Here is a 13,104-nt window from a genome sequence, read left to right on the forward strand (position 1 = left end):
GGTTAGATTATATCGAGAAATTCGCCAGTATAGATCAAAAAACCCCTCACATTGATTTGCGAAGGGTCAAAAAAAGGCAAACGCAGGCCATTTACCGGTTGATCAAATCGGTCAGCAGACGAAGGACTCCCAGAAGGCTTAGTCCGACTTTCACGCCATCCCCGGCCGTCAATTGCGGTTGGGTTTGAGTTTGCTCGCTCCGCTGCACGAGGATGAGTCCGGCAACGATGCCCAATAAAGCGCCAATCCCAACGCTAATCAACAAGGTCTTCTTCTTCCAACTTGTGTTTTCCATACCCACCTCTACAGTCTATTGGGGATTTCGACGCTGAAACAGGCGATCGAAAAACGCCTTCCAGCTCGCCGACCAGGAGTTTACGGTGTAGATGGGCCTGACCGATTGGTCGGCCGCGCGCCTGACGCCGCTTTCGATCCGCGAGAAAACAGCCTGAACTTTGCGATCCAGATCCGGCAACCCGTGATAAGCACGTCCGGTGAGGTAAATCATCAAACCCAGCAGCAGAAATGAGAGACCGCCCACCAGGCACAACGGCAGGATCAACCAAATCGCGGAGATATCGGCATATTTCGTGAGCGAAGCCCCCGGTGATCCTGCGGCGACTGCGGCCCAAACCGCCCCACCCAGCACCACTGTGACGGCCAGCCCCAACGGCAGCCAGATTTGCAGAAATCGCTGACGCCTGTGCTGGCTTTGGGCGCGAACCGAGTGGTTTACGACCGGTTTGAACTCCATGGGATTATTGTAGCATGAAATCCGGCATCATAAATTTGGCAATTTTCAGGATCTCTTCCGGATCCATAAAAAATGCCGAACGCGTTTTTCGATCGATCCACGCGTTCGGCAATCGGAAAGGATCCTCTCGTTTGAGACGGTTACCGTAATCCAGGTCTGGGCTTAATGGGAACAGGCCCGATCAGCGAGCTGGCGGCAATATTGATCCAGATCGACCGGACGACGGGCAACCCCACTTTCCATGGCCGCGCGAGCAACTGCGCCGGCTTCCCACGGACACACCCGCTTATCGAGGGGTTTGGGCACCAGATAGTCGCGCCCGTATTCCAGATGATCGATATCGTAAGCCTTCAGCACATCCGCCGGGACAGGTTCGTGGGCCAGTTGCGCCAGCGCCTGCGAGGCGGCCACCTTCATGGCATCGTTGATTTTTCGAGCCCGCACATCCAGAGCGCCGCGGAAAATAAACGGGAAACCCAGCACGTTGTTGATCTGGTTGGGATAATCCGAGCGGCCGGTCGCAACGATGGCGTCCGGACGAGTCGCCACAGCCAGATCATAGGCAATCTCAGGATCAGGATTGGCCATGGCAAAGATAACGGGATCTTTGCGCATGCGGCTCAGCATCTCAGGCTTGACGATGTTGGCAGCCGACAGGCCGATGAAGACATCCGCGCCTTCCATAACCTCAGCCAGCGTACCCGGCTGCTGGCCCTTGGCATAGATTTCCTTCTGCGGGAACATTTCTTTCTGGCGGCCTTCGTACACCAATCCGGCGATGTCGCACATCCAGATGTTGGCCAGCGGCACGCCTAGTTTGACGAGTTGGTTCGCGCAGGCGATCGCGGCCGCGCCGGCGCCTGAAAACACCACTTTGATTTCATGGATGCGCCGCTGGGTGACCTCGAGCGCGTTGATCAGCGCTGCGCCCAGGATGATGGCCGTGCCGTGCTGGTCGTCGTGAAATACCGGAATGTCCAGCATTTCCTGCAGGCGGGTTTCAACGGCAAAGCACTCCGGCGAGCGAATGTCTTCCAGGTTGATGCCCCCGAAGGAGGGCGCAATCGCGGATACCACACTGATCAGCCTCTCAGGATCTTCCGTGGCGACCTCAATGTCGAAAACGTCGATATCCGCGAACTTCTTGAACAATACCCCTTTGCCTTCCATGACCGGTTTCGAAGCCAGTGCTCCGCGATTTCCCAGCCCCAGAATGGCGGTGCCGTTCGAGATGACCGCCACAAGATTCCCCTTGTTGGTGTATTCGTACGCCAGTTCAGGGTCTTTTTCGATTTCCAATACCGGCGCAGCAACCCCGGGCGTATAAGCCAGTGAAAGGTCACGCTGCGTTTCAAGTGGTTTGGTGGGAATGACGCTCAATTTCCCCGGATGGCCGTTCAGATGATGATATTCCAATGCTTCTTCACGGGTGACGTGGTTCATACCATTTGCCTCGAATTTTCGAAATTCCTCAAGATAACTCCATTTTACCCGTATCCGCTTGCGCCGATAATCCTGTCTGTCATAATTTATGTAATTCATCCTTTTTCATCTTGACATCCTGCGTGATATTGAGTAGACAAGCCCGTTGGGATATACGCAAAACTATTTTTCAGGTATAATATATTAACATTGCTTTAGGATTCTTCTGAACCGCACCTTCCTATTTTCGTTTGGAAGGGTTTGGGCCAGAAAATTGACTTTTGAAACTGTTGGGGTTTTCTCTCGAAACGAGAGTTAAGTTCTTGAAATGGGTAGTGGATACGCTTTCATCGAAGTCATCATGCCAGTACATCGGATTCTCCAGAATCCCCTTAATCCTGGAAGAAAACCTGGCATTGCCGCTGGAAAAAGATGTGTCGAACTTTTTTCAGTCATTATCATCGGCGCCCCACCTGCCCTTCCATAGACCTGCCGAATCGACCGCGACGCATTTTCAAACTGCAGTCCGCATCGATCGAAGCGGGTAACCCAGCAATTCTCAAGCGTTTTTCATGGCCTTGCCTGACCAGGCGATGCATGGCTGTGAGCTTGCATGGATCACAAAATTACTGCGCTCAAGGCACAAAAGCGTAACCCAAACCGGATCAATGTCTATCTGGATGGCGAGTTCGCTTTCGGCCTGGCGCGCATTGTGGCGGCCTGGTTGCAGATTGGCCAGTCAATCAACGATGAAAAGATCCTGACCCTCCAGTCACAAGACACCATCGAGGTGGCTTACCAGAAAGCGCTACACTTTCTCAGCTACCGGCAGCGCAGCGAAGACGAAATTCGCCGAAAGATGCAGACCGCCGGATTTGACGAGGAAATCGCCAATATTGTCCTGGGAAGATTGCGTGAAACGGGTATGGTGTCTGATTCCGCCTTTGCCCGTGGCTGGGTGGAAAATCGGGCGGCCTCCCGCCCGCGCAGCCGGCGTGCGCTCGCCATCGAGCTTCGCCGGAAGGGAATTTCAGAAGAAGACATTAGCAACGCTCTGGCTGAGACTGATGATGAATCCGATCTTGCCTACCGGGCTGGCGTGCGATATGCAAACCGCTTATCGCAGGCCGATTGGGATACGTTTCGCGAGAGACTAACGGCCTTTTTAGGACGGCGCGGTTTTTCTTACGGAACCATTGTCCCCCAGGTTAGAAAGATTTGGGTCGAAATTCACAGTCGTCAGAGCGATCAACCAGACTCTGATTGAAGAGGAATTGGATAAGTATGGATAGCTGGCTTTGGATCATCATCATTTTGGTCGTCATCATCCTGGCGGCTGTGGTAGTTGTCTTTGCCACGCGCTCATTGAACGACCGGTTTAAGCGAGATTTGCAGGCTCGCGCCGATAATGTACTCAACCAGGCCACCGAGAAATCTCGGCTGACCGAGATCGAGGCCCGGGATAAAGCCCTCAAGATTTTGCAGGATGCAGAAGCCGAAACAGTCCGCCGCAGGACAGAATTGGCCCGGGAAGAAGAGCGCCTGCAAAAAAGGCGTTCTGAAATCGACAGCCGGGCGGACCGGATGGAACAGAAAGAACAGACTCTTAACAAACGCCAGAGCGCTCTCGACAAGCGCGCCAACGAGGTCGAGAAGATGGCCTCGCAGCAGACTGAAGAACTCCAACGCGTGGCTCAAATGACCACCGATGAGGCTCGCGCCGAATTGCTCGCCGGCGCTGAAAAAGAGGCCCGCGGAGACATGGCGCGTATCATTCGCCAGATCGAAGCCGAAGCCCGCGCGGAAGGCGATAAGCGCGCCCGCGACCTGATCGCTGAAGCCATTCAGCGCGTCGCCTCTGATCACGTCGCCAGTGTCACCACCTCGGTCGTCATCCTGCCGAACGAAGAAATGAAGGGGCGCATCGTCGGCCGAAACGGGCGCAATATCCGCGCCTTCGAACAGGCGGCCGGCGTGGATGTCATCGTGGATGACACCCCCGAAGCCGTAACCATCTCGTGCTTCGATCCCATCCGCCGTGAAGTTGCCCGCCGCTCCTTGGATCGTCTGATTCAGGACGGCCGCATTCACCCGGCTCACATCGAAAAGATCCTCAACGAGGAACAAAAAGAAGTCGACCGCGCTGTGGTGGAAGCCGGTGAACAGGCGGCTTTCGACGCCGGCGTGGCAGGTTTGCATCCTGAGGTCTTAAAGATGCTCGGCCGCCTGCGTTATCGCACCTCCTACGGTCAAAACCAGCTTGAACACGCAGTGGAAGTCTCCAAACTGTCCGCGGTTCTGGCTGCAGAACTGGGCGCGAACGTCGACATTGCCAAGGCTTCCGGCCTGCTGCACGATCTGGGCAAAGCCATGGATCACAATACCGAGGGCACGCACGCCATGATCGGGGCTGAATTTGCCAAACGCTACGGTGTGAACCCCAAGGTCGTCAACGCCATTGCCGCCCACCACCACGAAGTCGAGCAGGAAACGGTCGAAGCGGTCATCGCCGAAGCTGCCGACGCCATCTCCGGTGCGCGCCCCGGCGCCCGCCGTGAAGACCTGGAGCAGTACATCAAGCGTCTGCGCAGCCTGGAGGAAATCGCGAATTCCTTCAAAGGTGTGCAGCAGAGCTACGCCATCCAGGCCGGCCGCGAAGTGCGCATCATCGTGCGGCCGGAAGATATCGACGACCTTTCCGCCACCCGCCTGGCGCGGGATGTGGCCAAGAAGATCGAAGAAACCATGCAGTATCCCGGCCAGATCAAGGTCACGGTCATCCGTGAAACCCGCGCCGTGGAATTTGCCCGCTAAACCCTCGATTAACTCAAACAGCGGAGAGCTAACCTCTCCGCTGTTTATTTTTAAGGGGGATTGATTATTCGGTGAACTGGCCGTCTTTATAAAACAGCTCGCCGTCCACGCGAATTTCAGAGTCGCGCCGTAAATCGCAGATCATATCCCAATGAATTGCGCTGTGGTTTTTTCCACCGGTTTCGAGGTAACTGGATCCGAGCGCCATGTGGAATGTGCCGCCAATTTTTTCATCGTAAAGGATATTGTTGGTGAAGCGGTCGATTTGGAAATTGGTGCCGATGGCAAACTCACCCAGATAGCGCGCGCCGGCGTCGCTGGCCAGCATCTGGTCCAGGAACTCCTGATTCTTTTCGGCCGTGGCTTTCACCACCTGGCCGTTCTGGAAATACAGCTGCACCCCTTCCACCGAATGGCCGCCGTAGATGGCCGGATACGTAAAGCGCACCCAGCCGTTGACCGAATCCTCCACCGGGCCGGTGTAGATCTCGCCGTCCGGCAGGTTGTGGATGCCGCATGAATTGAGAAAGGTGCGTCCTTGGATCGAAAGCTGCAGGTCGGCATTGAGGCCTTTCACCGATACCCGATCATGGCCCTGAATGCGCGCGATGTTCGCAGCCTGGGCGCGTTCGACGCTCCGCCAGTACGCCACCGGATCCGGGGTGTCTTCATCCGCATGGCAGGCGCGGAAAACGAAATCCTGGTACTCGTGCCAGCCCATATCCGCATCCATGGCGTAGGCCTGGGTCGGGAACTGGGTGCTCATCCAGCGGAACTGGCCGGCCGCGCTGCGTTCGAGGACAGCAGCCTGGATTTTGGACACCGCCTTCTGGCGGCGCTGCTGGCGGGCGGGATCGACATGCGAAAGCAGGCGGGTGTTGGTCTCAGAATAAATGCGAATTCGCACATCGAAGGTATCGGCGGCCAGTTTGTGAAACACGGGGACAAAATCCAACTGATCTTCCCCGGCTGCCTGAAAGAAAATCTCCTCCTGATCGGGCAGGCTCAGCAGGAGATGCGGATTTCCACCGCGTTCCAATACCCGCTGATAGACCTCACGCACCAGCGGCTCGGCAGCTGTGGTCGCTTCGATCATGACCCGGTCGCCCGGTTTTACCGCAGTGGAATAATCGACCAGAATACGCGCCATCTTCACAACGCGAAGATCACTCATTCATTCCTCCGGTTCAAGGTGTAATCAATTTCGTTTACCGCTGAATTATAGTCCTTCCTCACCAGTCCTGGCTTATAATCTATCCAGATGACGGCAGTTTTTTGTCGTCGACATCATCTTCAGGAAAAAATAAAGCATGAAACAATTGCTTCAAAATATGCGCGACGGGAAGGCCCAGGTTGTCGAGGTGCCCGTTCCCCAACCCAGGCGGGGCGCGGCTCTGGTACAGGTGGCGTCCTCATTGGTTTCTGCCGGTACGGAACGCATGGTGGTGGAATTCGCCGAGAAGAGTCTGATCGGCAAAGCCCAATCCCGGCCTGACCTGGTTCGCCAGGTACTGGATAAGGCCCGCCGCGAGGGTATCCTGACGACTGTAGAATCCGCCTTCAACCGGCTGGACCAACCCATGGCCTTGGGATATTCAACGGCCGGCACGGTCGTTGCCGTTGGCGAAGGCCTGACCGGCGTTCAGGTGGGAGATCGGGTCGCCTGCGCCGGGGGCGGCTACGCCGTCCATGCTGAGTACAATATCGTGCCCAGGAATCTGTTGACCCCCATTCCGGAGAACGTCGATTTCGAATCGGCCGCCTTCACCACGCTGGGAGCCATCGCCCTCCAGGGTTTTCGCCTGGCCCAACCCCAGCTTGGCGACCGTGTGGCCGTGATCGGTCTGGGACTGCTGGGGTTACTGACCGTCGGCATTGCCAAAGCAGCCGGCTGCCGCGTCTTTGGCATCGATCTCGATCCGGCGCGCGTCCGCCTGGCGCTCCAAATGGGCGCAGAAGCCGCCGTAAGCCGCCCCGAGGCCGAAGATGCCGGCCGGACCTTCACGGATGGGCGCGGTTTCGATGCCGTCCTGATCTGTGCGGATACGAAATCCAACGATCCCATTCAACTGGCCGGCGCGCTGGCCCGCGAACATGGCCAGGTGGTGGCTGTAGGCGCGGTGGGACTGGAAATTCCACGCAAGATTTATTATGAAAAAGAACTGACCGTCCAGGTTTCACGATCCTACGGACCCGGGCGTTACGACACAACCTATGAAGAGCAGGGCCATGATTATCCCTTCGGTTATGTGCGCTGGACCGAAGGCCGCAACATGGCCGCCTTTGTCGAGCTGCTCGCTTCCGGACGATTGGATGTGCACCCGCTCATCACCCACCGTTTCGAGATCGACCAGGCCGCCGAAGCTTATGACCTGATCACCGGCAAGCAGCACCAGCCTTTCCTGGGCGTGCTCATCAGTTACCCGCAGACGGCTCAAGCCCCGGCGCAGCGCGTCGAACTGGCGCATCCGGTCGGTTCCGCCCAACCTTTGAAAGGCGAACCCGGCCTGGGCGTTTTGGGCGCCGGAAATTACGCCACGGCCGTATTTCTACCCATCGTCCAAAAAGTCGGCGGCGTTCAGCGCGTCTGCATCGCCACCGCATCCGGCGTCAGCGCCCGCCATGCCGCCCAAAAGTACGGATTTCAATCCGCTTCCAGCTCGGAAAGCGAGCTTCTGGAAGACCCCGGCATCCAGATCATCGCCATCCTGACCCGCCACCAGATGCACGCGCGCCAGATTTTAGCCGGCCTGGAACACGGCAAACACGTTTTCTGTGAGAAGCCGTTGGCCATCACCCCGGCGGAGGTGGACGAGATCGAAGCTGTGCTGGCCGGGACGAACGAAACCTCTCCGCGCCTGATGGTCGGCTTCAACCGCCGCTTCGCGCCTTTCAGCCGCGAAGTACAGCGCTTCTTCAACGGGCGCAGCGAACCCATGGCGATCCATTACCGCGTCAACGCCGGGTTCTTGCCCGTGTCCCACTGGACGCAGGATCCGCAGCAGGGCGGCGGGCGCATCATTGGCGAAGGCTGCCATTTCATCGATTATCTCACCTGGCTGGTCGGTCAGCCGCCGGTCAGCGTGCAGGCCATTGGACTGCCGGACGGCGGACGGTACCATGAGGACAACGTTCAATTGACCTTTACTTTCGGGGATGGTTCGCTGGGTACCCTGACCTACCTTGCCAACGGCGATAAGGCATTCCCAAAGGAGCGCGTCGAAATTTTCAGCGGCGGGCGGGTGGCCGTATTGGACGATTTCCGCGCGCTGGAACTGGTCCGGAACGGACACCGCACCGGGATGCAATCCCGCTTGAGCCAGGACAAGGGTCACCGGGCGGGCTGGGAGGCGTTCCTAGACGCCGTCCGGGGCGCGAAAGCTCCACCCATACCCTACACCGAGCTCATTGCCGTCACGCGCGCCTCCATTGCGGCGGTCGAAGCTCTGCGCAGCGGAAATTCTCAATCCATCCAGGCCCCTACCCGAAAGGAGTAAGCGGTGAAATCACCCACCCAGCTATCGATCGTCAGTGCAAACGGACGTTCCCTTTCCAACCTCTTCTTTTCCGCCGACCATGCCAACGATTGGCTGGCGCTGGCGCTGCCCGGTTTGGGCTACACTGCTGACATGCCGCTGCTGTACTACACGAAAATGCTGCTCTCCAACCGCGGCGTGGATGTTCTGCAATTGATGCCGGCGACGATGTCGGCCGAGTATCTAGCGTTGGACGCGGAAAGCCGCAAAGGCTGGCTGCGCAGCGACGTCCTGGCCGGATTGGAAGTCGGCCTGAAACAGCGTCCATACCGCGGCCTGGTCCTGGTGGGCAAATCGATTGGCTCCATCAGCGTTGCTCTGGCTTTACCCACCGCGCAATCCCGCCTGCCAACCTGCGCCGTCTGGCTCACCCCCCTGTTTCGCGAGCCGATCGTCATGGACGCGGCATTTTCGTGCAAGGGCCCCTCTTGCTTTCTGTGCGGCGGCGCCGACAGCACGTACCAGCAGGAAAAGATGGATTCGATCTTGAAGTTGAACACCAAGGCCATCGCCTGGATCGCCGCCGGCGCGGACCACAGCCTGGAGATTGCCGGCGACGAAGACGCCACCTTTCAGGCCTTGAAGGAAGGCATGCAAACAGTAGGGCGCTTTTTGGACGACGCCCTGGTTTAACCCCGACCCTCCGGCCAAACCTCAATGGACGAACCCAGGCACTGGCAGGTACAGCTCAAATCCCTATTCCAGCTCGGATTGGAACAAACCGGGTTGTACGGGCTGTATCAATTCGGGCTGAAAACGGGTCAAATCGCGCGCCAGACGCCGGTTCACCCCATCCGGCCCGCCGAAAGCGCAGAAGTTTACTTCCCCTGGCAGCCCGTCTCGCATGCAGATCTCGCGGCAGTCTTGAAGGGTACCGAAGAAGCCCTTCGCCTGGAAGCGGAAGCGATTGTCTCCGGCAGTTTCCGTGGCTTTGGCGGGCCATTGTGTCCCATTCAACTTCGCCCGGCCGTGACGCCGCCGGCGCATTGGACAAAACCGACGCCCGAATCCACGCAACAGGACATCAAATTTTTCTGGGAGCCGGCCCGCTTCGGCTGGGCGTTAACCCTCGCCAGGGCTTTTGCTTTTTTTGGCGACGAACGCTACGCCCGGACCTTCTGGGAACGGTTGGAGGAATTCACGGTTTTCAATCCGGCCAACGCCGGCCCCAATTGGGCTTCCGCCCAGGAAGTCGCCATTCGCCTGATGTCCGTTGCCTTTGCCGCCAGCCTGCTCCGGTCTTCTTCGCAGTCCACACCCGAACGTTTACGCCTGCTCCGCGGTTTCATCGCCGCCCACGCCGAGCGCATCCCGGCCACGCTCGGCTATTCGCAGGCCCAGAACAACAATCACCTGCTCGCCGAAGCCGCCGGGTTATGCACCGCCGCAGTCCTGCTGCCCGATCATCCCGCATCCAGACAATGGTGCGCCCTTGGGCAGGCCAATTTCAACCGTGGAATTCTCAAACAGGTTGCCCTGGATGGAACCTATGCGCAATATTCCACCAATTACCACCGCGTCATGCTGCACTGCGCGCTATGGATTGCCGCGCTGTATGCAGACAAAAAGTCCATTCGCGTGATCTTCACCGCCCAGGCGCTTGCCCGTTTGAGCGCCGCGGTGAGCTGGCTGGGCGCGCAAACGGACCCGGTCAGCGGTCTGGCGCCCAATTACGGGCACAACGACGGCGCCAACTTTTTACCGTTGTCCACCTGCGCTTATGAGGATTTCCGCCCCACGTTGCAGGCCGCGGGCTGCATCTTTTCAGAAAACCGATATTTTCCCACCGGTCCCTGGGATGAAACCGGCCTGTGGTTGGGCTGCTCGAAAAAGGCGGACGCCGCGGTAAGCCACCCTTCCCAGGTGAATCCGGCGGTTCTGCGGCTCTCCAACCCTGATTCCTGGGCCATTTTACGCGCCAACCACTTTCACTCCCGTCCGGCGCACGCCGACCAACTGCACGTCGACCTGTGGTTCAAAGGCCAGCCGCTTGCCCTGGACGCCGGAACCTATCTCTACAACGCGCCCGCCCCCTGGGAAAACGCGCTCACCAGTGCGGCGGTGCACAACAGCGTTCAGATCGACGACCTGGAACCCATGACCCGCGCCGGGCGCTTCTTATGGTTGGATTGGGATCAGGCCGCAGGAATTCACCGGGTGGAGGCGGCGGCTGAAATTTCAGCGCGCCGCGACGGCTACCGCCGGATCGGTGTGGGTCACGAACGCCGCCTGCTCAACCCCTCCGGGCATGAATGGCGGATCATCGATCGACTCACGCCGGTTGGCCGGAAGCCGAAAGAACACAAGGTGGCGCTGCACTGGCTGATCGCCGATCTGCCCTGGTCGCTGGCGGGCAACACCCTGCGGCTGGAGCACCCCGCGGGTTCCATTCGGCTCAGCATCGATTGCCAGGCTCCGGGTATTTTGACGCTGGACCGGGCCGGCGAACGCGTGTTCGGCGCTGGCTCCGCAGCGCCCATTTCGGGTTGGGTCTCACCCACCTACGGCGTGCGCGAACCGGCCCTGTCATTGAACATGATCTGGAACACCAAATTACCTCTGGAAATCGTCTCCCGCTGGCAATTACCCGGTTAACCACGCCGGAATTCAACCGGCTTTTAAGATAAAATGTGAACATGCATATTCTCCTGATTCATCAGGCGTTTGCCGGATTGAATGAAGCTGGCGGCACGCGGCATATCGAACTGGCGCGGGCGCTGGTGCAAAAAGGCCATCAGGTCACCATCATTTCCAGCCCGGTAAGCTACCTGACCGGAAAATGCCGTTCGAATCGCCTGGGTTGGGTCGAAAAAGAGCAGTCGGAAGCCGGCATCACCATCCTGCGCACTTATACGTACCCGGCTTTGCACCGCAGCTTCTTCCACCGGGTTTTGAGCTTTTTCAGTTTCATGATTTCTTCCTTCTTTGTTGGTCTGGGCGTGCCAAATGTGACTCTGGTATGGGGGACCTCCCCGCCCATTTTTCAGGGCGTCACAGCCTGGCTGCTGGCCCGCCTGAAAGGGAAGCCTTTTTTATTCGAGGTGCGCGATCTCTGGCCGGCCTTTGCCATCGGAGTCGGCGTGCTTCGCAATCCGCTCCTCATTCGCCTGTCGTTGGGTCTGGAACGGTTTCTTTACCGGCACGCGGATCGGGTCATGGTCAATTCACCCGGTTTCATCGATCACGTCACGGCGCGCGGCGCACGCTGGGTGGAACTCATTCCCAATGGGGCCGATCCGGACATGTTCGATCCGCAGGGGAACGGCGCGCAGTTCCGCCAGGAATACAACCTGGACAATCATTTCATTGCCATGTACGCCGGGGCGCATGGCCTTTCCAATGACCTGGATATCGTCCTGGACGCAGCCGAAGAGCTGCGTGATCGCCCGGAAATTGCCATCGTGCTGGTCGGCGACGGCAAGGAAAAAAATCGCCTTCAATCCCGGGCTACCGCGCGCTGCCTGGACAACGTCTTTTTCACCCCGCCGGTGCCCAAGAACGGTATGTCTGCTGTGCTGTCGGCGGCAGACGCCTGCATCGCGATTTTAAAGCCGCTCGAGCTGTATAAAACGACCTATCCCAACAAGGTGTTCGATTACATGGCCGCCAGCCGGCCGGTTGTGTTGGCCATCGACGGTGTGATTCGAAAGGTGGTTGAAGAAGCCGGAGCCGGGATTGCGGTTCCGCCCGGGGACGCGCACGCCATGGCCCAGGCCATCCGCGAACTGGCCGCCGACCGCCAGCGCAGCCGGGCCATGGGATTGGCCGGCCGGCGCTGCGTCGAGGAAAAATTTAACCGCGCCGATCTTGCGGATCGATTGGTTCTGCTGCTCGAAGACATGGGGAGGGTACATGCCTGAAAAGATTCTGGTGGTGGATGACGAAATCTCCCTGCTCGAAACACTGGCCTATAATCTACAGAAACAGGGCTATGAGGTGGAAACCGCCGGAGACGGCCTGAATGCGCTCACCCTGGCTCAAAGCGCCCATCCGGATTTGATCGTCCTGGATTTGATGCTGCCGGGGATGGACGGTTTCGAAGTTTGCCGCGAGTTGCGGAAGACCATGAACACGCCTGTTTTGATCCTGACCGCCCGGGATGATGAAATCGATCGTGTGGTTGGGCTGGAAGTAGGCGCGGACGATTATCTGACCAAACCCTTCAGCATGCGCGAATTCCTGGCCCGGGTCAAAGCCCTGCTGCGCAGAGTGCGCATGATCCGGGAAGAACTGACCAGCGCTGCCCAACAAACCGGCAGCACCCTGGCGCCCGGAAATTCTCTGATCTATGGTTCCCTGGTCATCGACCTTTCCCGACACGAGGTGCGTTTGCGCGATCAGGCTCTGGCTTTGAAACCCAAGGAATATGAATTGCTGGTCTATTTTGCCCAACATCAAGGAGTGGTTCTCTCGCGGGATCTCATCCTTGAAAATGTATGGGGCTGGGATTTTACGGGCGACAGCCGGACCGTAGATGTGCACATGCGCTGGTTGCGTGAAAAAATCGAGGAAGATCCATCCAACCCGACCCGGCTGATCACCGTGCGGGGAGCCGGTTATCGATTCGAAGGATAGCTC

11 protein-coding genes are annotated in these 13,104 nt (G+C 58.2%); 7 read left to right on the plus strand and 4 right to left on the minus strand.

The window, feature by feature from the left end; genetic code table 11:
- Positions 1-91: 91 nt before the first annotated feature.
- From LARV_RS15150 to LARV_RS15160, 3 genes are all read right to left on the minus strand, one after another.
- Positions 92-295, minus strand: coding sequence for a hypothetical protein (locus LARV_RS15150; protein WP_075074419.1), 204 nt, complete (start codon positions 293-295; stop codon positions 92-94).
- A gap of 15 nt (positions 296-310) precedes the next feature.
- Complete coding sequence (locus LARV_RS15155; protein ID WP_075074420.1) at positions 311-754, minus strand: hypothetical protein; 444 nt, start codon at positions 752-754, stop codon at positions 311-313.
- A gap of 162 nt (positions 755-916) precedes the next feature.
- Positions 917-2,197 (minus strand): malic enzyme-like NAD(P)-binding protein, encoded by a 1,281-nt coding sequence (locus tag LARV_RS15160; protein ID WP_075074421.1) that lies wholly within the window; start codon positions 2,195-2,197, stop codon positions 917-919.
- A 592-nt stretch (positions 2,198-2,789) separates the two neighbouring features.
- Between LARV_RS15160 and LARV_RS15165 the strand changes: the two genes are divergently transcribed.
- Positions 2,790-3,443: a regulatory protein RecX gene (locus LARV_RS15165; protein ID WP_075074422.1), complete on the plus strand. Its 654-nt coding sequence runs from the start codon at positions 2,790-2,792 to the stop codon at positions 3,441-3,443.
- A 17-nt stretch (positions 3,444-3,460) separates the two neighbouring features.
- Positions 3,461-4,990 (plus strand): ribonuclease Y, encoded by a 1,530-nt coding sequence (gene rny / locus LARV_RS15170; protein ID WP_075074423.1) that lies wholly within the window; start codon positions 3,461-3,463, stop codon positions 4,988-4,990.
- 64 nt (positions 4,991-5,054) lie between these two features.
- Here rny and LARV_RS15175 read toward each other — a convergent pair whose 3' ends face one another.
- On the minus strand, positions 5,055-6,164 hold the full coding sequence (locus LARV_RS15175; protein ID WP_075074424.1) for an aminopeptidase: 1,110 nt from the start codon (positions 6,162-6,164) through the stop codon (positions 5,055-5,057).
- 136 nt (positions 6,165-6,300) lie between these two features.
- On the opposite strand from LARV_RS15175, the gene LARV_RS15180 reads away from it, so the two are divergent.
- The 5 genes from LARV_RS15180 to LARV_RS15200 are packed head-to-tail and all read left to right on the plus strand — an operon-like array spanning position 6,301 to position 13,101.
- Entirely contained in the window at positions 6,301-8,487 is a 2,187-nt protein-coding gene (locus tag LARV_RS15180) for a bi-domain-containing oxidoreductase (protein ID WP_075074425.1), read from the plus strand.
- A gap of 3 nt (positions 8,488-8,490) precedes the next feature.
- Complete coding sequence (locus LARV_RS15185; protein ID WP_075074426.1) at positions 8,491-9,159, plus strand: hypothetical protein; 669 nt, start codon at positions 8,491-8,493, stop codon at positions 9,157-9,159.
- Positions 9,160-9,183: 24 nt separating this feature from the next.
- Positions 9,184-11,121, plus strand: a complete 1,938-nt coding sequence (locus tag LARV_RS15190; RefSeq protein WP_075074427.1) for an alginate lyase family protein — start codon at positions 9,184-9,186, stop codon at positions 11,119-11,121.
- Positions 11,122-11,162: 41 nt separating this feature from the next.
- On the plus strand, positions 11,163-12,386 hold the full coding sequence (locus LARV_RS15195; protein WP_075074428.1) for a glycosyltransferase family 4 protein: 1,224 nt from the start codon (positions 11,163-11,165) through the stop codon (positions 12,384-12,386).
- Positions 12,379-13,101, plus strand: a complete 723-nt coding sequence (locus tag LARV_RS15200) for a response regulator transcription factor (RefSeq protein WP_075074429.1) — start codon at positions 12,379-12,381, stop codon at positions 13,099-13,101. The genes LARV_RS15195 and LARV_RS15200 overlap by 8 nt, the downstream gene beginning before the upstream one ends.
- Positions 13,102-13,104: the final 3 nt, after the last annotated feature.

It is taken from the genome of Longilinea arvoryzae (assembly GCF_001050235.1).
GTDB classification, from domain to species: Bacteria; Chloroflexota; Anaerolineae; order Anaerolineales; family Anaerolineaceae; genus Longilinea; species Longilinea arvoryzae.